Source organism: Dechloromonas hortensis (genome assembly GCF_009469765.1).
In the GTDB taxonomy this organism is placed as follows: Bacteria; Pseudomonadota; Gammaproteobacteria; order Burkholderiales; family Rhodocyclaceae; genus Azonexus; species Azonexus hortensis.
Genome location: NZ_SSSQ01000004.1, coordinates 290,997 through 309,106 on the forward strand (window position 1 = coordinate 290,997; position 18,110 = coordinate 309,106).

General features: G+C 58.1%; 19 protein-coding genes. 9 read left to right on the forward strand and 10 right to left on the reverse strand.

Annotation, left to right across the window (positions count from 1 at the left end; genetic code table 11):
• Positions 1–71: 71 nt before the first annotated feature.
• The 7 genes from asd to aroC are packed head-to-tail and all read right to left on the reverse strand — an operon-like array spanning position 72 to position 7,058.
• Positions 72–1,205 carry an aspartate-semialdehyde dehydrogenase gene (asd, locus tag GH663_RS09570; protein WP_153131406.1) on the reverse strand — a complete coding sequence of 378 codons (1,134 nt, stop codon included), beginning with the start codon at positions 1,203–1,205 and terminating at the stop codon, positions 72–74.
• Between the two features lie 52 nt (positions 1,206–1,257).
• Entirely contained in the window at positions 1,258–2,313 is a 1,056-nt protein-coding gene (gene leuB, locus GH663_RS09575; RefSeq protein ID WP_153131407.1) for a 3-isopropylmalate dehydrogenase, read from the reverse strand.
• 12 nt (positions 2,314–2,325) lie between these two features.
• Positions 2,326–2,964 (reverse strand): 3-isopropylmalate dehydratase small subunit, encoded by a 639-nt coding sequence (leuD, locus tag GH663_RS09580; protein WP_153131408.1) that lies wholly within the window; start codon positions 2,962–2,964, stop codon positions 2,326–2,328.
• A gap of 9 nt (positions 2,965–2,973) precedes the next feature.
• Positions 2,974–4,380, reverse strand: a complete 1,407-nt coding sequence (leuC, locus tag GH663_RS09585; protein ID WP_153131409.1) for a 3-isopropylmalate dehydratase large subunit — start codon at positions 4,378–4,380, stop codon at positions 2,974–2,976.
• A gap of 30 nt (positions 4,381–4,410) precedes the next feature.
• Positions 4,411–5,598 carry an MFS transporter gene (locus GH663_RS09590; RefSeq protein ID WP_153131410.1) on the reverse strand — a complete coding sequence of 396 codons (1,188 nt, stop codon included), beginning with the start codon at positions 5,596–5,598 and terminating at the stop codon, positions 4,411–4,413.
• Positions 5,599–5,638: 40 nt separating this feature from the next.
• Positions 5,639–5,905 carry an HP1242/YdcH family protein gene (locus GH663_RS09595; RefSeq protein WP_153131411.1) on the reverse strand — a complete coding sequence of 89 codons (267 nt, stop codon included), beginning with the start codon at positions 5,903–5,905 and terminating at the stop codon, positions 5,639–5,641.
• 52 nt (positions 5,906–5,957) lie between these two features.
• The gene (gene aroC / locus GH663_RS09600) at positions 5,958–7,058 is read right to left on the reverse strand and encodes a chorismate synthase (RefSeq protein ID WP_153131412.1); all 1,101 of its coding nucleotides are present in this window, start codon (positions 7,056–7,058) and stop codon (positions 5,958–5,960) included.
• A 37-nt stretch (positions 7,059–7,095) separates the two neighbouring features.
• On the opposite strand from aroC, the gene GH663_RS09605 reads away from it, so the two are divergent.
• Positions 7,096–7,254 (forward strand): hypothetical protein, encoded by a 159-nt coding sequence (locus tag GH663_RS09605; RefSeq protein ID WP_153131413.1) that lies wholly within the window; start codon positions 7,096–7,098, stop codon positions 7,252–7,254.
• Between the two features lie 60 nt (positions 7,255–7,314).
• Here the strand turns inward: GH663_RS09605 and GH663_RS09610 are convergent, their stop codons facing one another.
• A complete protein-coding gene (locus GH663_RS09610) occupies positions 7,315–7,761 on the reverse strand; it encodes a CBS domain-containing protein (protein WP_153131414.1) in 447 nt (148 codons plus the stop codon).
• 273 nt (positions 7,762–8,034) lie between these two features.
• Between GH663_RS09610 and GH663_RS09615 the strand changes: the two genes are divergently transcribed.
• Complete coding sequence (locus GH663_RS09615; protein ID WP_066884413.1) at positions 8,035–8,340, forward strand: helix-turn-helix domain-containing protein; 306 nt, start codon at positions 8,035–8,037, stop codon at positions 8,338–8,340.
• A gap of 66 nt (positions 8,341–8,406) precedes the next feature.
• On the opposite strand, the gene GH663_RS09620 is transcribed toward GH663_RS09615, so the two are convergent.
• Positions 8,407–9,243: a radical SAM protein gene (locus tag GH663_RS09620; protein WP_153131415.1), complete on the reverse strand. Its 837-nt coding sequence runs from the start codon at positions 9,241–9,243 to the stop codon at positions 8,407–8,409.
• A gap of 44 nt (positions 9,244–9,287) precedes the next feature.
• Between GH663_RS09620 and queD the strand changes: the two genes are divergently transcribed.
• The 7 genes from queD to GH663_RS09655 all read left to right on the forward strand — a co-directional run bounded on the left by queD (position 9,288) and on the right by GH663_RS09655 (position 16,927).
• The gene (gene queD, locus GH663_RS09625; protein ID WP_066883746.1) at positions 9,288–9,740 is read left to right on the forward strand and encodes a 6-carboxytetrahydropterin synthase QueD; all 453 of its coding nucleotides are present in this window, start codon (positions 9,288–9,290) and stop codon (positions 9,738–9,740) included.
• Between the two features lie 71 nt (positions 9,741–9,811).
• On the forward strand, positions 9,812–10,645 hold the full coding sequence (locus tag GH663_RS09630) for a phosphate/phosphite/phosphonate ABC transporter substrate-binding protein (protein ID WP_153131416.1): 834 nt from the start codon (positions 9,812–9,814) through the stop codon (positions 10,643–10,645).
• Positions 10,642–13,422, forward strand: coding sequence for an EAL domain-containing protein (locus GH663_RS09635; protein ID WP_153131417.1), 2,781 nt, complete (start codon positions 10,642–10,644; stop codon positions 13,420–13,422). The genes GH663_RS09630 and GH663_RS09635 overlap by 4 nt, the downstream gene beginning before the upstream one ends.
• Positions 13,389–14,531, forward strand: a complete 1,143-nt coding sequence (locus GH663_RS09640) for a patatin-like phospholipase family protein (RefSeq protein ID WP_153131418.1) — start codon at positions 13,389–13,391, stop codon at positions 14,529–14,531. Before GH663_RS09635 ends, GH663_RS09640 begins: the two co-directional genes overlap by 34 nt.
• Positions 14,532–14,710: 179 nt before the next feature.
• Positions 14,711–15,685, forward strand: coding sequence for an integrase (locus tag GH663_RS09645; protein WP_153131419.1), 975 nt, complete (start codon positions 14,711–14,713; stop codon positions 15,683–15,685).
• A 248-nt stretch (positions 15,686–15,933) separates the two neighbouring features.
• Entirely contained in the window at positions 15,934–16,614 is a 681-nt protein-coding gene (locus GH663_RS09650) for a hypothetical protein (protein ID WP_153131420.1), read from the forward strand.
• Between the two features lie 13 nt (positions 16,615–16,627).
• Complete coding sequence (locus GH663_RS09655) at positions 16,628–16,927, forward strand: hypothetical protein (protein ID WP_153131421.1); 300 nt, start codon at positions 16,628–16,630, stop codon at positions 16,925–16,927.
• Positions 16,928–17,385: 458 nt separating this feature from the next.
• On the opposite strand, the gene GH663_RS09660 is transcribed toward GH663_RS09655, so the two are convergent.
• Positions 17,386–17,742, reverse strand: coding sequence for a hypothetical protein (locus tag GH663_RS09660; RefSeq protein WP_153131422.1), 357 nt, complete (start codon positions 17,740–17,742; stop codon positions 17,386–17,388).
• Positions 17,743–18,110: the final 368 nt, after the last annotated feature.

The window sequence follows — 18,110 nt, forward strand, 5'->3', positions numbered from 1 at the left end:
ATTCCCAACAAATGAAAAACGGGGCAAAAGCCCCGTTTTTCCGATAAAAAACAACAATCAAGCATCAAGCATCAAGCATCAAGAAGAATGCGCAACATGCGGCGCAGCGGCTCGGCCGCGCCCCACAGCAACTGGTCGCCACAGGTAAAGGCAGCCAGATATTCCGGGCCCATTGCCATCTTGTGCAGACGGCCGACCGGCACGGTCAGCGTACCAGTGACTGCTGCCGGGGTCAGTTCGCGCTCGGAGATCTCGCGATCGTTCGGCACGACCTTGGCCCACGGGTTAGCCTTGGCCAGCATGTCACTGATTTCATCAAGCGGCACATCCTTCTTCAACTTGATGGTCAGCGCCTGGCTGTGGCAGCGCATGGCACCGATGCGCACGCACAGGCCGTCGATGGGAATCGAACCGGCCGTGCGGAAAGCCGGCTTGCCGAGGATCTTGTTGCACTCGGCACCGCCCTTCCATTCTTCCTTGGACTGGCCGTTCTCGTAGGGCACATCGATCCACGGGATCAGCGAACCGGCCAACGGCGTATTGCGGAAGTTCTTCTTCGGGAAGCTGTCGGAACGGATGGTCTCGGCCACCTTGCGGTCGATGTCGAGGATGGCGGAAGCCGGGTCGGCCAGCAAATCGGCAACCGACGAATGGATGGCCCCCATCTGCGAAATCAGTTCGCGCATGTTCTGCGCGCCAGCACCGGAGGCCGCCTGGTAGGTCATCGAGGTCGCCCATTCGATCAGGTCGTTCTGGAACAGGCCGCCGAGGCCCATCAGCATCAGGGAAACAGTGCAGTTGCCGCCGATCCAGTTCTTGCCGCCCTTGGCCAGCGCGTCCTTGATGACGTGCATGTTGACCGGATCGAGCACGATCACGGCATCATCGGCCATGCGCAGCGACGAAGCGGCATCGATCCAGTGACCGTTCCAGCCGGCAGTACGCAGCTTCGGGAAGACTTCCTTGGTGTAGTCGCCGCCCTGGCAGGTGATGATGATTTCACAGGCCTTCAGTGCATCGATATTGGAAGCATCCTGCAGCGGCAGCGAGGCTTCCTTGCCACCGAACAGCGGCGCCTTGCCGCCCGCGGCGGAGGTGGAGAAATACACCGGATCGATATGGGCGAAATCGCCCTCTTCGACCATGCGCTGCATCAGCACGGAACCAACCATGCCACGCCAACCGACCAGACCAACCTTCTTCATGACTTACTCTCCGAATAGAACCTGTATTTAACGCACGAATGTGCCGTTCGGTTTACGCCAGCGCCGCCAGCACGGCATCGCCCATTTCCTTGGTACCAACCTTGTTGGTGCCGCGCTCGTAGATGTCGCCGGTGCGATAGCCCTGGGCCAAGACCTTTTTGACCGCATTCTCGACGCGCAGTGCCTGCTCTTCGAGGCCGAAGGTATAGCGCAGCATCATCGCGGCCGACAGGATAGTGGCCAGCGGATTGGCGATTCCCTTGCCGGCGATATCCGGGGCCGAGCCGTGCGACGGCTCGTAGAGGCCCTTGTTCTTGTCGTCGAGCGAGGCCGACGGCAACATACCGATCGAACCGGTCAGCATCGAGGCTTCGTCGGACAGGATGTCGCCGAACATGTTGCCGGTCACCATCACGTCGAACTGCTTCGGCGCCTTGACCAACTGCATGGCGGCGTTGTCGACCAGCATGTGGCTGAGTTCGACGTCCGGGTAGTCGTGGGCGATCTCGATCATCACGTCACGCCACAACTGCGTGCATTCGAGCACGTTCATCTTGTCGACCGAGCAAAGCTTCTTGTTGCGCTTCTGTGCCGCCTGGAAAGCAACGTGGCCGATGCGGCGGATTTCCGACTCGCTATAGACCATGGTATTGAAACCAACGCGCTCGCCATTTTCCTCACGCACGCCACGCGGCTGGCCAAAATAGATGTCGCCGGTCAACTCGCGGACAATCAGGATATCCAGACCCGCCACGACCTCCGGCTTCAGCGTCGAGGCATTGGCCAATTCTGGGTAGAGAATGGCCGGACGCAGGTTGGCGAACAGGTTCAGGTCCTTGCGGATGCCCAGCAGGCCACGTTCCGGACGCTTTTCGCGGGGCAACGAGTCCCACTGCGGGCCACCGACCGCACCAAGCAACACGGCGTCGGCTTCGCGGGCCAATTTCTGGGTCGCTTCCGGATAGGGGCTACCGGTCGCGTCGACCGCGCCACCACCGAGCAGCGCCTCTTCCATCTCGAACTTGAGGTCGAGGGAGTTCAGGACACGCACTGCCTGGGCAGTAATTTCAGGACCAATGCCGTCACCCGGCAGAACACAGATCTTCATCGCTTTTCCTTGTTACGCAAACAGCCAGGGCTGGTTGATACGGCGCTTTTCTTCAAACTCGCGAATTTTCTCGGCATGGCGCAGGGTCAGGCCGATATCGTCCCAACCGTTCAGCAGACATTCCTTGCGGAAGGCATCGATCTGGAATGGAACACCGTGGCCGTCCGGACGAATTACCGCCTGCGCCTGCAGGTCTACCACCAGCTTGTAGCCGGGCGTGGCTTCCACCTGCTGGAACAGTGCCTCTATTTCAGCAGCCGGCAGCACGATCGGCACAATGCCATTCTTGAAGCAGTTATTGAAGAAAATATCGGCAAACGACTCGGCGATGATCGCCTTGAAGCCAAAGTCGAGCAGCGCCCATGGTGCGTGTTCGCGCGAGCTGCCGCAACCGAAATTGGCACGGGTCAGCAGCACCTGGGCGCCTTGATAGCGCGGCTGGTTGAGCACGAAATTCGGATTCTTCGGACGCCCGGAATTATCCTGACCGGGCTGACCGACATCCATGTAACGCCATTCATCGAAGGCATTCGGGCCAAAGCCGGAACGCTTGATCGATTTCAGGAACTGCTTGGGGATGATCGCATCGGTATCGACGTTGTTACGATCGAGCGGAGCGACCAGACCTTCGAGACGGGTAAATTTTTCCATGTCCGCTCCTCAGAGAACTTCACGCACGTCAGCGAAACGACCGGCGATGGCCGCCGCTGCAGCCATGGCCGGGCTGACCAGATGGGTGCGACCGCCCGGCCCCTGGCGCCCTTCGAAATTCCGGTTGGAGGTCGAGGCACAGCGCTCGCCTGGCTCCAGACGGTCGGCATTCATCGCCAGACACATCGAACAGCCCGGCTCGCGCCACTCGAAACCGGCGGCAATGAACACTTTGTCCAGCCCCTCAGCCTCGGCCTGACGCTTGACCAGCCCCGAGCCCGGCACCGCCAGCGCCAGCTTGACGTTGGCAGCGACGTGACGGCCTTTCAGCACCGAGGCGGCTTCGCGCAGATCCTCGATCCGGGAATTGGTGCAGGAACCGATGAACACCTTGTCGATGGCGATGTTCTGGATCGGCGTATTCGGATTCAGGCCCATGTATTGCAGCGCCCGCTCCATGCCTTCCCGCTTGACCGGATCGCTTTCCTTGGCCGGATCGGGCACCGCGGCACCAACCGCGACCACCATTTCTGGCGACGTCCCCCAGGTAACCTGCGGCTGGATGGCCTCGGCCTGCAGCGTGACAACACGGTCGAACTGTGCACCAGCATCGGAATGCAGCGTGCGCCAGTATTCGACAGCGCGCTCCCAGACCTCGCCCTTGGGCGAGAACGGACGGTCTTTCAAATAGTTGATCGTGGTGTCGTCGACCGCAACAAAGCCCATCCGGGCGCCACCTTCGATCGCCATGTTGCACAGCGTCATGCGACCTTCCATGCTCAGACCACGGATCGCGCTACCGCCGAACTCGATGGCATAGCCGGTGCCGCCCGCCGTGCCGATGGTGCCGATGATGGCCAGCGCCACGTCCTTGGCGGTAACGCCCTTGCCGAGCTTGCCGTCGACGGCGATCAGCATGGTCTTCGATTTCTTTTGCAGCAGGCACTGCGTCGCCAGCACATGCTCAACCTCGGAGGTACCGATGCCGTGTGCCAGGCAGGCGAAAGCGCCGTGCGTCGAGGTGTGCGAATCGCCGCAGACGACAGTCATACCGGGCAGCGTTGCGCCGTTCTCCGGACCGACGACATGGAGAATACCCATGCGCGGATCCTTGAACGGGAAATAGGCCAGGGCGCCGACTTCGCGGATATTGGCATCAAGGGTCTCAACCTGCTGGCGCGAGATCGGATCCTTGATCCCTTCATCCCAGTGATCGGTCGGCGTGTTGTGGTCCGGCGTCGAGACGATGGACGAGACGCGCCAAGGCTTGCGGCCAGCCAGCTTCAGGCCTTCGAAAGCCTGCGGGCTGGTCACTTCGTGTACAAGGTGACGGTCGATATAGAGCAAAGCCGTGCCATCCGCTTCTTGATGGACAACATGGTTTTCCCAGAGCTTGTCGTAGAGTGTCTTCGGCATGGAACTAAATTAGGGCCGTAAAGCGTCGAATTATTGCACAGGATCGCTGGTTTTTGCCCTTGCCGGGGCGTCGACCGCAGCGCTCCCGCCAACCCAACCCCAGATCAGGACAAAGCCGAGCAAGGCGAAGCCGGCCCCCAGGCTGAATGTCCAGCCGGCGCCGAGCGGCTCCCAGATCCAGCCGCTGATCAGCGCCCCCAGCAGACCACCGGCCCCAAAAGAAAGACTGGAATAAAGTGCCTGGCCGCGCGCCTGCGCTCGCCCCGGAAACCACTGATTGACGGCAGCGATGGCCGAGGCGTGATAGGCGCCGAAAGTCAGGCCATGCAGCAACTGCACCAGCACCATGATGGCCACCGATTCGACACCCCAGCCCATCATCAGAAAGCGGACAACCGCGGCGGCAAAGCTGGCAAGAAGAATGGCGCGCAGCGAAAAACGCAGCGTCAGCCGGTTCATCAACATGAAGACCAGGATTTCGGCCAGCACACCGAGCGACCATAGGCCACCGACCTCGGTCTTGCTGTAGCCATGCCCGGCCAGATGAATCGAGTAGAAGACGTAGAAAGCGCCATGCGCCGCCGACATCATGAAACAGGCGCTCATCAGCGCCTTGACCCGCGGCTGGCGGAGGATCGCACCGATCGAAAGACCATCCCTGGGGTGTTCAACCAATGGCGCTTCCGGCAAGACCAGCGCCAGCCCGAGAATGCCGAACAGAATACCGGTGCAGACCCAAAGCACCCCCACCGGCGGCGCCATATCAAGTAAGCCGCCGGTACCCATCACCGCCAGAATGAAACCCACCGACCCCCACAGCCGAATCCGGCTGTACCGCCCGCGCTCTTCGCGCAGGTGGTCAAAAGTCAGCGTCTCAACCAGCGGCAGCGCGGCGCTCCAGAAGAAGGCCAGCACAGCCATGGCCAGCAACATGCCCGGCAAGCGGTCGAGCCAGTAGAAAGCCAGGAAACCGGCCAGGCCGATGGCTGCCGCCAGACGAATGATCGCCATACGCCGGCCGAAGCGGTCGGCCAGCCAGCCCCACAAATTGGGACCAAACAGGCGCATCAGCTGCATTTGCGACATCAGCAGCCCGATGTCCCAGGCCGAAAAATTCAGCGACTGGAGATAAAGCCCGAAATAGGGCGAGAACGCGCCAATGAAGGCGAAATAGAAAAAGTAGTAGCCCGAGAGGCGCCAGTAGGGCAATGCATGCATCCGGCAATTCTACCGGATGCATCCTCGGACCAAGGCGCGATCAGGCCTTGGCCGACTGCTGGCCGGCGCGATAGGCCAGCAGCATGTGGTAGAGCTCGTCCTTGAGCTTGACTCGTTGTTTCTTCATGTCTTCGATGGTGAAGTCAGCCACCGGCATGTCGTTTTCCTCGAGGTCTTCGACGCGCCCGGTCAGCCGGTGGTAAATCGAAAACAACTTGGCGAAATGCGCGTTGCCCGTTTTCAGGGCATGAATGGCATCGTCCAGCTCCGGGAACTCGTGATGAAGGTCGTGATGTTCGACTTGCATAGTACTCTCCCTGATACAAAGCCCCGCCGAATGGCGGCTAAAACCAGCAATCTTAAGCGATTACACCGGGAATGCGCGGCGTCTGACAAACCACATCGCCGCATTGCGCCCGATGGCGCAAGGCGTGATCGATCAGGACCAGCGCCAGCATCGCTTCGGCAATCGGTGTCGCCCGGATGCCGACACAAGGATCATGCCGCCCCTGCGTCGCCACCTCGATGGCATTCCCTTGCGCATCGACCGAATGACGCGGCTGGGCAATCGACGAAGTCGGCTTGATCGCCATGTTGACGACGATTTCCTGTCCGCTTGAAATTCCGCCGAGAACGCCGCCGGCATGGTTGCTGGCAAAGCCCTGCGGCGTCATTTCGTCGCCATGTTCGCTCCCTTTTTGCGCGACCGAGGCGAAGCCGGCGCCAATCTCGACCCCCTTGACGGCATTGATCCCCATCATCGCATAGGCGATGTCGGCATCCAGCCGGTCAAAAACCGGCTCGCCCCAGCCCGGCGGAACGCCGGTGGCGGTGACGGTGATCTTGGCGCCAACCGAATCCAGCGACTTGCGCAAGGCGTCCATATAGTCTTCAAGCTGCGGCACGATTGCGGCGTTCGGCGCGAAGAAGGCGTTGCCGTCGATCTCGTCGGCCGAGACGAAGGGAATTTCGATCGGTCCCAAGGCGCTCATCCAGCCGCGAATCGAGACACCGTAACGCTCCTGCAGCCACTTGCGGGCAATCGCCCCGGCTGCGACGCGAACCGCCGTTTCACGGGCCGACGAACGACCGCCACCGCGATAGTCGCGGAAACCGTATTTCTGGGTATAAGTGTAGTCGGCGTGTCCGGGACGAAAAGTCTCGGCGATATTGCCGTAATCCTTGCTGCGTTGATCCTGATTGCGAATCAGCAGACTGATCGGCGTCCCGGTCGTTTTGCCTTCAAAGACGCCGGAGAGTATCTCGACGGTGTCCGGCTCGCGACGCTGCGTCACATGACGCGAAGTACCAGGCTTGCGGCGATCCAGTTCGGCCTGAATATCGGCCTCGCAAAGCGCCAGTCCGGGCGGGCAACCATCGACGACGCAACCAATGGCCGGACCATGGGATTCGCCAAAGGAAGTAACGGTAAACAGCGTGCCAAAAGTATTGCCTGACATGGGGAGGGACAGTCTAATATGGAATCAGGAGTTTACCATGCCAAGCAAAAAGCCCCCGCCCGACACGTCGACCGCAGGCAAGCGCTCAACGCAACCGCAACCGGGAAAAACCACGCCACCCGCCGCCATCAACACACTCCGGCAAGCCGATAACCGCTGGCAGCGCACCAAACGCTACGGCTGGGACAGCCGCTGAGCGCTTTCACACGGACATAAAAAAGGCGACCGTAGCCGCCTTTTTCATCGCTCAAGCCGATCAGACCTGCGGCTCGTCCGGCCAGTTCTTGATGTAGCTTTTCAGCATCTTGTTCTCGAAGCTCTGCTCTTCAAGAACAGCCTTGGCGACGTCGAGGAAGGAAATGACGCCCATCAGGGTGTCGCCATCGAGCACCGGCAGATAGCGCGAGTGTTTTTCGATCATCAGGTAACGCAGGTCGTTGACCTCCATCTCAGGGAAGGCGGTTACCGGCTCGCGGACCATGACCTCACCAACGCTGAGCGCCTCCGGGCTGGCCTTGTGCTGCTTCAGGGCCTGCATGACTTCGCGAAAAGTCAGCATGCCGGCCATCTTGCCGCCAGCCATGACCACCAGCGAACCGACATCAAGTTCAGCCATCGTATCAATGGCAGAGGCCAGAGACTGTTGTGGCGTAGCGGTGTACAACGTGGCGCCCTTGACGCGAAGGATCTCTCGCACCTGCATCGAATTCTCCTGAACAGAGGTTTTATTTGTCAGATGATCTTAGAACATCGGCCCGGTTTCGGGAAGAGCAATCCTCAAAACCCAGCGTGCAGAACCGCTTTGCCGGATCAACCCCATGATAATTATGGTTTTCTATCGGCGCAGTTAAAAATATTTATGGCATTTGCACTTGCGGAACGTCATAAGCAGCTATACACTAAGTCATATTACCTAAGTCATACACCGCTAGGATGCTTGGGTACCCATAGAACACTAGCGTATGGAGATTGGATGATGACTACTGTTAAAACCATCGAGAAAATCGACGCCCGCGAAATCCGTCGCAAACTCGGGCTCAACCAGCAACAATTCTGGTCCACGCTGGGCGTGACCCAAAGCGGTGGCTCCCGCTACGAAAGCGGCCGCAACATGCCGAAACCGGTGCGCGAACTGCTGCGCCTGGTGCACGTTGAACAAATCGACATCAAGTCGATCAAGCGTGAAGACTGGGATGTCGTCGAGTATCTGAAGTCGCAGGAACCGGAACTGTTCAAGTCCCTGAAGAAGTCGGCCCGCAGCCGCACCAAAAAGGCCGCCTGAATATTGGCCTGAAATCGCAGTCGACCGCGCCCCCACGGAAGTACCCTTGGGGCACAGAAACGGGCATTACGGGGAAACGTTGACCCGAATGCCCGTTTTTTTATGGATCTCGTCGGCAAACGCCGACAGTTCTTCCGCCGGCAGGCGGCTCAGCCGTGGCGCAGCAGGCTGCATCGAAGGCCGCGCCAGACCGTAGAGATGAATGCCGGCCAGACGGCTGGCCAGTGGCTTCAACAACTCGCAGTAGGCGTTACGCGCCGTAGCTGGCGGCACCTCGCCATCAAGGGCAAACCAGCAGGTCTGCACCCAGGTCGGCGCCAAGCCGGCACACAGTTCCAGATTGCGGAATACGCGCTCCGCCACCAGGGGAACACCATTCACCTCGGCCGCCGCGGCTGGATCGACCCGGTCGATCTTGAACCAGACCTCTCCGCCGAACTCGCCAAGTTGCCTGATCCCGGCCTGAACTTCCGGACGGTGCAGCAAGCTGCCGTTGGTGATCAGGCGAACCGGCAACTTGCCGAGCAGATCAAAATTCGCCAACACCTTGCCCACCCGCGCCACCGCCTCGGCAAACTCGGGAGCGCTGGTCGGCTCGCCATTTCCGGAGAAGGCGACATCCATCAAGCGACGCGCCTCCGGCGGTACCTGGCGTTGCATGAAATCACCGTGCACTGCATCGGCCAGAAAACCGCTCAACTCCTCCTCCAGAACATCGAGATCGATCGGCGGCGGACCGCCCCGCGTCAGATTCTCAACCTGGCAATAGACGCAGGCCCAGTTACAGGCATTGTTGGTATTGAGGTTGATACCGACCGACACCCCGCCGGCGCGGCGCGACACGACCGGATAAACGTAGCGCAAGCCGGCACTGTCCCGGCGATGATCGTCTGTGGAGAGCATGCCGCATTGTATAATCCGCGACCGCCTTGCAGAGCAATCCACCCATGTTTATCACCCGCCGCCTCGAGTTTGATGCCGGGCATCGCATTCCCGACCACAAGAGCCAGTGCCGCCACCTGCACGGGCACCGCTACGTCATCGAAATCACCCTTTCCGGCCAGGTCATCGACAAGGCGGGCGACGCCGCGAACGGCATGGTGATGGATTTCTCGCAGGTCAAGCATCTGGCCAAGCAGCATCTGGTCGATGAGTGGGACCATGCCTTTCTCGCCTTTGCCGGCGACTCGGCGATTGTCGACTTTCTGAACTCCCTGCCCGACCATAAAACAGTCATTCTCGACCGCGTCCCGACTGCCGAGAATCTGGCCCGTATCGCATTTGATCGACTGGATGCCGTTTACCGCGACACTTACGGCAATCACCTGCAACTCGAACAAGTCCGCCTTTACGAAACGCCCAACTGCTGGGCTGATGCACTGCGCGCCAAGCTGGATTGAGCATCGAAACATCCTCCCCTATACTGCCCGGACAACAACGACAGCATTAAACCGGCAAAAGGGGGAGATCCATGAAAGCGATGCGTCCGTACTGGCTGGCAATCGCCCTCTGGTTTGGCTTGGCCACTCACCTGCACGCTCAGCCGGAAGCCTTGCGCATCGGCATCATTCCGTACCTGACGCCGAACGTACTGATCTCGCTGTTTCAGCCGCTGCGCCTGCAACTTGAAAAAGATCTGGGCCGCCCGGTCGAACTCTACACCGCGCCCGATGTTCGAACTTTCGCCCGGCGCACCCTGAAGCCCGATTTCGATATCGTCATCACCGCCGCCCACCAGGCACGACTGGCCCAGATCGAAGGCGGTTACCTGCCGCTCGCCCGCTTCACCGGACCACTGCATGCAGCTGTCGTCGTCAGCAAGAACTCGAACGCCCAGCACCTGGCTGACCTCAAAGGCCGGCGGATCGCCGTCACCGACCGCTCCATCCTGGTCAATATCGCCATGAGCCGCCTGTTCGCCGAACAGGGGATCAGAGAAAAAGATCTCCACTACCTGCCGGTCAACTCGCAAAATACCGGCATTTTGACCGTCGCCCGCGGCGATGCCGATGCCGCGATCATCGCCCACTTTGCACTGGACCAGAGCCCGGCCGAACAGCGCGATGCGGTGCGCAGCATCTTTCGCTCTGCAGTCCTGCCCAACGTCACCCTGCTCGCCAGTCCGGCGCTCGATGCCAACCGGCGCGAGCAGATCAGGCAATCACTGCTCCAGCTCCCCAAAACCATCGATGGCGCAAAGTTTCTCGAGAGCAGTCGCTTTCAGGGCATTGAGGCTGCTGATGAGGCATTCATGAAGTCGCTCGACCCCTACCTCAAAGAAACCCGCAGGCAACTCGACCTATGAAGCCGATCTCCGGCATGTCAATGCGCTGGAAACTGGTCCTGACCAGCGTTCTGGTTGAAGTCATCATGCTCGCGATGCTGGTCTGGAACGGACTTCGCCTGATGGATGACACCCTGCAACAACAGGTTGAACTGCGCTTGCAGGAAGTCTCGGTCCTGCTCAATGCCTCCATCGCCTCCACCATGGCGACCCAGGACTATGCTCCGATCGCCGACGTCTTCAGCCAAAGCCGGCGGCGGGATGGTATTCAATACTTTGTCCTGAGCGACACCCGCGGCAAACCTCTGCTCGCCGATGGCTGGGATATCAATACGCCGCCACCGGCCGCCGAAACGAACATCACCCTTTCCTCCAGGCAGCCGCTAATCCGCACCCAGATTCCGATCACCCTGTCGGGCCAGGTCTATGGCGAACTCCATTTCGGCATTTCCACCCAGGCCATCCTCGAAGCACGGCAACATCTGATCAGGCAGAGCCTGACCATTGCCGCACTTGAAATCATCCTTTCAATACTGCTGCTCTCCGCCCTGGCCATCTGGCTGACCCGTCACCTGATGCAACTGCGACGGGCCAGCGAAGCGGTCGGCCAGGGCAACTACAAGGTCATGCTGAACATTGAATCCGGCGATGAGGTTGGCCAACTGGCCACCACCTTCAACCAGATGACCCAGCAGATCGACCAACAGCTCAAAGCCCTGCGCGACTCGGAACTACGTTTCCGCAGCCTGCTAAACCTGTCGACCGACCTCTACTGGGAACAGGACAGCGATTTTCGCTTTACCGAGCGCCGCTCGGGCCGCCTGAGCAACGAATCGCAACACATCGCCAAATGGCTGCACGGCAAACGGCGCTGGGAGCTTGATACGACGCTCAGCCCGGAAGAATGGGCCGTCCATCGCGCCCAACTCGAAGCCCATCAGGTATTCCGCAGCTTCGAATATGGCGTCAAACTCCCCGATGGCACCGTACGCTTCCTGCAAATTCATGGCGAACCCTTTTTCGGCAGCGACGGACATTTTTCCGGCTATCGCGGCACGGCGGTGGACATCACGCAGCGCAAGAATGCCGAGGCCTCGCTGCACCTGGCGGCCAGCGTCTTTGCCGAGGCCCACGAAGGGATCATCGTCACCGACCATAACTGGCAGATCATCGACCTCAATCCGATGGCCAGCGAGTTGACCGGTTACGGCCGCACCGAAGCACTGGGCGACGATTTACGTCGCCACTTCGTCGGCGAAGCCAACAGCAGCTTCAATCAGGAAGCCGCCGACGCCCTGGCTGAGCGTGGTCACTGGCGTGGCGAAGCCCTTGGCCAGCGCAAAGGCGGCGAGCCTTTCCCGCAACTGCTTACCGTCAGCGCCGTGCGCAACCCGGCGGGCGATATTGGTAACTATATTTTCATTTTTTCCGACATCACCGCCCTCAAAGAACAGCAGTCGAAACTGGAAGCACTGGCCCATTACGACTCGCTGACCAAACTCCCGAACCGGGTCCTGCTCGCCGACCGCATGTCACAAGGAATTCACCAGGCTAAGCGCACCGGCGAGCTACTCGCCGTGGCCTATCTCGACCTCGATGGTTTCAAGCCGATCAACGACTCCCTCGGTCACGATGCCGGCGATCAATTGCTGATGGAAGTCGCCGAACGACTGCGGTGCGCAGTGCGCGCCAGCGATACGGTAGCCCGCCTCGGCGGCGATGAATTCGCGCTACTGCTGCGCGCCGAAGACTTCGGCGAATGTGAAGCCGCCCTGCTCCGCGTCCTCAGCACGCTGTCCAGCGAATACACCATCAAGAACCAGAGCGTTTCGATTTCGGCCAGTATCGGGGTCACCCTCTTCCCCAACGACACTGCCGACCCAGATCTTTTGCTCCGCCACGCGGATCAGGCGATGTATGTCGCCAAACAGGCCGGCCGCAACCGCTATCATTTCTTCGATGCGGACCTGGACAACAAGCTGCGCTCGAGGAACTCCCAGATTTCGCGCATCCAGAGCGCGCTCGAGGCCGGCGAGTTCGTGCTGCATTACCAACCGAAGGTCGACATGTCTTGCGGCCGGGTGACCGGCGCCGAAGCCCTGATTCGCTGGCAGCACCCGGAACACGGGCTGCTGCCGCCCGCCGAATTCCTGCCCCTGGTTGAAGACACTGAATTCGCGACGCCGCTCGGCGAGTGGGTGATCACCACCGCATTGGGCCAAATGGACCGCTGGCGCACTCAAGGACTAGGTCTCCCGGTCAGCGTCAATATCGCCGCCCGCCAACTGCAGGCCCCGGGATTCCCCAGCCGCCTGCGCCAACTGCTCGGTGCACACCCGGCGGTGCCCGCCGCCTGGCTGGAACTTGAAATTATCGAAACAGCAGCCCTCGACGACATTCAGTACGTTAGTAGCGTGATCAATGACTGCCTTGAAACCGGCGTCTCGTTTGCCCTCGACGACTTTGGCACCGGCTATTCTTCGCTCACCTATTTCAAACGCTTGCCGGCGCATACACTAAAAATCGACCGCTCCTTCATTCGCGACATGCTCTCCGACCCGGAAGACCTCGCCATCGTCCAGGGCGTCATCGGACTGGCCAGAAGCTTTCAGCGTGAAGTGATTGCCGAAGGAGTCGAAACGGCGGCCCATGGCGCCCGCTTGCTGCAACTGGGCTGTCGCCTGGGGCAAGGCTACGGCATTGCCCGCCCGATGCCAGCAGCAGACCTGCCGGCTTGGGTCAATAACTTCAAGGCAGATCGATCATGGACCTTGGCAGCCACATGCGAACTGGCCTGATCCTGACCGGCGGCGGCGCCCGTGCGGCATACCAGGTCGGCTTCCTGCTCGCCGTCGCCAAGCTTTCCCACCACCACCGGCGCAACCCCTTTCCCATCCTCTGCGGCACCTCGGCCGGCGCCATCAATGCGACAGGCATAGCCTGTTTGGCGGACAATTTTGGCAAGGCCGTCGCCATCCTCGCCGGAGTCTGGCGAAACATGCGTGCCAGTGACATCTACCGGGCAGACGCGGTCGGCATCGGCATTTCCGGCGCCCGCTGGATGTCCACCCTGGCCCTCGGCTGGCTGCTCCGCAACCCACCCCGCTCGCTACTCGACAACGCCCCGCTGCGCGAATTGCTCAGCCGAAATCTCGATTTCAAAGGCATCGAGCGCGCCATCGCCAAGGGCGCCTTGCACGCCCTCAGTATCTCCGCCTCCGGTTACGAATCTGGTGAGAGCATCAGCTTCTTTCAGGCGCATTCCTCAGCCGAACCCTGGCAGCGCGTCCACCGCCTTGGCATTCGCGCCGAAATCAGCGTAGACCATCTACTGGCCTCGAGCGCCATTCCTTTCATCTTTCCGGCCACCCGTATCCACCGGGAATTCTTCGGCGACGGTTCAATGCGCCAACTGGCACCGATTTCGCCGGCCATTCACCTCGGTGCCGAGCGCATTCTGATCGTTGGTGCCAGCCAGGCCAACGAACATCAGGAGCGACGCCGTGTCGAAACACATCCCTCGCTCGCCCAGATCGCCGGCCACGCCCTTTCCAGTATTTTTCTTGACGGACTCGCCGTCGATATCGAGCGCCTGCAACGCATCAACCAGACACTATCGGCCATCCCGCCGGAAATGCGGACTGCGGCCGGCATTCCCCTCCGCCCGATCAAGACGCTGATCATTTCGCCCTCGGAACGACTGGACAAGATCGCTGCCGAACACGCTACCGCGTTGCCAAGGCCGGTAAAGCTGCTACTGACGGGATTGGGGGCAATGAATCGCCGAGGCGGCGCGTTAACGAGCTATCTGCTCTTCGAGAAACCGTTTACCCGGGCATTGATCGACCTAGGTTACACCGACACCATGGCGCGCGCCGAAGAAGTCGGCAGTTTTCTAGATCTTTAGGAGTTTTGGCGGGTCCGGTGAGATTCGAACTCACGATGGGTTTCCCCACGCCGGTTTTCAAGGTCTAGGGAAGCACTACCAGTAACGTAGCAATGGTAGATGCACCGCAAAACACATTAGAAATCACACAAAGTTAAACGCTTGGCTCGTCCTGCCCACGTCCTTTTAAGGAGTGAGCAATGGCTTCAATCCGATTTCGCGGGGAAAAATGGCAGTGCCGCATACAGCGACAGGGCTACCCCACGCTCTCTAAAGCATTTATTAACAAGGAAGATGCCCTGCGTTGGGCACGCGGTATCGAACGGTCTATGGATCTAGGGGAATACTCCCCAGCCGAAACTACCAAGACCACCCTCGCTGAATTAATTGATCGATACAAGAGGGAAGTTACACCCACCAAACGCGGCGCACTTCAGGAGAGATATCGCCTTGGTGTGATTGAGGCTGACAAGTTGGCCGGCATGAACATCAAATCGATCACCTCGGCTGAGGTGGCTGCATTCCGTGACCGTCGTTTGGCTACAGTAAAGCCCATCACGGCAAGACATGATCTTTGCACACTGTCTGCAGTTTTCGAACATGCACGTCTTGAGTGGTCCTATGCCATTACCAATCCCGTCAGAGGAATTCGCAAACCTTCAATGGGGCACGGCAGGGAACGCAGACTTGAGGGAGACGAGGAGCAAAGGCTACTGGCCGAGCTTCATAAATGCCGAAGTCCCTGGATAGCGCCGCTGTTCCTGTTCTCAATCGAGACGGCTTGCCGGAGAAGCGACGCCCTTAAGTTGCAATGGGCCGATGTTGATCTAAGCAAGCGGATCGCTGTTCTTCGAGGCACAAAGAATGGTGACAACCGAGTCATCCCACTATCCGGTAAAGCGGTAAAAGTTCTAAGCGCGCTCCCCCGCGACCTGAAAGGACATGTTTTCCCGGTCCCGATGCCCACGGTACGGAGTGCCTTCGAGTATGCACGCGAGCGGGCCAACATCAAGGATCTGCGATGGCATGACCTGCGGCATGAGGCAGTCAGCAGATTGCACGAACTAGGCTTGAGCACCGTCGAGGTTGCATCAATTTCAGGGCACAAAACCTTGGCCTGCCTAGCACGCTATAGCCACATGAAGGTCGAGCGGCAGGCAGCAAAGTTAGCCTGACTCCCCTGAGAAATTGAAAAACTGGAATTCTGAAAACCTGTCATCACGCACTGGGCATTTCGGGGAGGACTCTACTCAAATCTTCAGAAAATTAGTTTTCCCCAGGATCACCTGCACGGTTTAGCAGATTGGATAACACGACACATGTTGCGAGTCTCGTCAGAACCCCACTTGCGTCGTCACGTCATTCGTTACAACATGACGAAGGCAAATATCATGACATCATCACTCTAAATTTCGAGAAAAATATGATTACTAAAATAGCCTTACTAATACTTGTGGTCGCTATCAGTGTTGGCGCTGGCATATATTACGGACACGGGATGCAACTTGGCGTGACAGGACCAGTGACCGTTATTGCCAAAGATGAACAGATAGTCATGAGAACAAAAGGAGGCCTACTTGAGGTCTCAACCGTTGTTGCCACAGAAATGTTTGAGCAAGCTACGGCCTACTCTGCACTCGGGGTTAATTTAGGCAAATCAATTGCCAAAATTCGCGTCCCTGCGACCTATCGCTACCATGTAGAGCTGGCTCCAGAATGGCGTTTTATTCGTAGGGATAAGACCTTTGTAGTGATTGCTCCCGCAGCCAAACCTTCTTTACCGGTAGCTATTGATACTGCAAAACTCGAAGGTGAGTCCGTTGGAAAATGGTCAATTCTTAGTGGCGGCTCACAAGTTGCTGAACTTCAAAAATCTATCACTGCCTCTCTTGGGCAGCGTGCCTCATCCCCAAAATATCTTAATTTGCAGCGAGAATACGCACGAAAAACAGTCACAGAATTTGTCGAAAAATGGGTTCTAAGCCAAGAAAAATGGAAATCTGAAAGTGGCTACATAATCCGCGTATTCTTTGCGGACGAACCGGTCGAAGCAATTCAATCCAGTGGCTTTTTCCCTGTTCCTTTGGCGACAGCTCAGCAATGACAATCATGAATCCATGAACAAGTCAGATCTGCTGATTCTGCTATCAGTCGCCGTCGGAGGATTCCTCTTAATTTGGAATAACAAGCGCCGTTTCAACCGCCTCAATCAATTTGGAATTGAGCAGTTTGCAAACTACCAGCAGAAAGTCGGTGCGAGATTCCTTGATGTGCTGATGCTTGGAGGCGGCTATGGGCTTCTGGGGGCTGCCAGTATCATCTTTTCAATTGAATACGCGCAGCCTCTCCTATCTATTCTTTGCCTACTGGGCGCAATCTGGGCAATTGAAACCATTCAACGCAAATCAAAAAATTGAGTCCACATAGGGCATTGCCTATCCACAATATCTCTTGACCAAAGCCATGACAAAAATACTAATCATCGCGTTTTTCACTGCCCTGTTAGCTGGCTGCACCGGCGTTAGTTCGATTAAAACAAAGAACATCGATCCAACCCAGAAAACCGTCTATATACAACCTGGAACGCTTAGGGTTCTACAACCGATCAAAGATACCTTCACGGCAGAGGGATGGCAGATTGACGAGCTAAACCAAGAAAACGTGCGGTATTTGGTGCATACCAACATTAGAACTATCGAATTATTCTGCTTAAACCAATGGAGTGAGATAGAGATTGAACTCTTGCTTATGGATAGGATGACAAAGTCACCTGTATTTTCGATAACAAGCCAGACGTGCGATAGCTATTCAAACTTCACTGACGAGCTTCGAAAAATGCTTAAAAACTAGCCAAGCAAACCTAGAACCAACAGTTTTACCCCCATAGCGCCCCTGGAGAAACCCTCACCGGATTGCTTCCCCTGCGTTTGATATTGTCGAATACAACAATTTTTTCGGCGGGGTTTGAGCATTCTTCTGTCGCTATCGTGTAAGCGCAGTCAAAATCGTCCACGATGTCTGACGTGCCGCCATAGATTGGCTTGCCGTTGGCCCCAAGTTTTTTGTTGGTATGCGCCATGCCGATTACGGTTCCACCCTTCATCACGAATTGCCGAATTACTTTGGTGAACTGACTGGCCTTGGTTTTGTCCATCAGGTCCGTAAACTTCTTGATCGTGTCGAGGATGACGATGACACCTTTCGCTTGGTCGCTGGCGACCATCTCGTTCATTATTCCAAGCATGCCAGAGGCTTTGAACCCCCGGTACCAAAGGAAAATCGGATGCAGACGTAATTGCGTCTGTTATGTCTAACATTACTCGGGGTGTAAATACCAAGATGATGTTAGCCGGCGAAGTTGCCACAGAGGCCGGCATTAGCAAACGTCAAGCACTCGCTGTGATTGAGCGATACACCGGCAACGATCCATCTGCACACAAATGGTCATTTACCGTCCGTGAGCGTGGCGCCAAGGTCTTCACCCTACTAGCGCCGGAATAGGCAGGAACAGCCTGAGGCAGTTTTTCAGGTTCTCAGTTTCTAGCATTTCTGAGGGGTCTCAGTGCCTAAAGTTCTAGCCGACACTGGGACCACCTCAAC

What these genes read in the sequence shown, in the direction of transcription:
- asd (WP_153131406.1), bottom strand. Translation starts at nt 1,205, where the DNA reads ATGAAGAAGGTTGGTCTGGTCGGTTGGCGTGGCATGGTTGGTTCCGTG.
- leuB (WP_153131407.1), bottom strand. Translation starts at nt 2,313, where the DNA reads ATGAAGATCTGTGTTCTGCCGGGTGACGGCATTGGTCCTGAAATTACT.
- leuD (WP_153131408.1), bottom strand. Translation starts at nt 2,964, where the DNA reads ATGGAAAAATTTACCCGTCTCGAAGGTCTGGTCGCTCCGCTCGATCGT.
- leuC (WP_153131409.1), bottom strand. Translation starts at nt 4,380, where the DNA reads ATGCCGAAGACACTCTACGACAAGCTCTGGGAAAACCATGTTGTCCAT.
- GH663_RS09590 (WP_153131410.1), bottom strand. Translation starts at nt 5,598, where the DNA reads ATGCATGCATTGCCCTACTGGCGCCTCTCGGGCTACTACTTTTTCTAT.
- GH663_RS09595 (WP_153131411.1), bottom strand. Translation starts at nt 5,905, where the DNA reads ATGCAAGTCGAACATCACGACCTTCATCACGAGTTCCCGGAGCTGGAC.
- aroC (WP_153131412.1), bottom strand. Translation starts at nt 7,058, where the DNA reads ATGTCAGGCAATACTTTTGGCACGCTGTTTACCGTTACTTCCTTTGGC.
- GH663_RS09605 (WP_153131413.1), top strand. Translation starts at nt 7,096, where the DNA reads ATGCCAAGCAAAAAGCCCCCGCCCGACACGTCGACCGCAGGCAAGCGC.
- GH663_RS09610 (WP_153131414.1), bottom strand. Translation starts at nt 7,761, where the DNA reads ATGCAGGTGCGAGAGATCCTTCGCGTCAAGGGCGCCACGTTGTACACC.
- GH663_RS09615 (WP_066884413.1), top strand. Translation starts at nt 8,035, where the DNA reads ATGACTACTGTTAAAACCATCGAGAAAATCGACGCCCGCGAAATCCGT.
- GH663_RS09620 (WP_153131415.1), bottom strand. Translation starts at nt 9,243, where the DNA reads ATGCTCTCCACAGACGATCATCGCCGGGACAGTGCCGGCTTGCGCTAC.
- queD (WP_066883746.1), top strand. Translation starts at nt 9,288, where the DNA reads ATGTTTATCACCCGCCGCCTCGAGTTTGATGCCGGGCATCGCATTCCC.
- GH663_RS09630 (WP_153131416.1), top strand. Translation starts at nt 9,812, where the DNA reads ATGAAAGCGATGCGTCCGTACTGGCTGGCAATCGCCCTCTGGTTTGGC.
- GH663_RS09635 (WP_153131417.1), top strand. Translation starts at nt 10,642, where the DNA reads ATGAAGCCGATCTCCGGCATGTCAATGCGCTGGAAACTGGTCCTGACC.
- GH663_RS09640 (WP_153131418.1), top strand. Translation starts at nt 13,389, where the DNA reads ATGGACCTTGGCAGCCACATGCGAACTGGCCTGATCCTGACCGGCGGC.
- GH663_RS09645 (WP_153131419.1), top strand. Translation starts at nt 14,711, where the DNA reads ATGGCTTCAATCCGATTTCGCGGGGAAAAATGGCAGTGCCGCATACAG.
- GH663_RS09650 (WP_153131420.1), top strand. Translation starts at nt 15,934, where the DNA reads ATGATTACTAAAATAGCCTTACTAATACTTGTGGTCGCTATCAGTGTT.
- GH663_RS09655 (WP_153131421.1), top strand. Translation starts at nt 16,628, where the DNA reads ATGAACAAGTCAGATCTGCTGATTCTGCTATCAGTCGCCGTCGGAGGA.
- GH663_RS09660 (WP_153131422.1), bottom strand. Translation starts at nt 17,742, where the DNA reads ATGAACGAGATGGTCGCCAGCGACCAAGCGAAAGGTGTCATCGTCATC.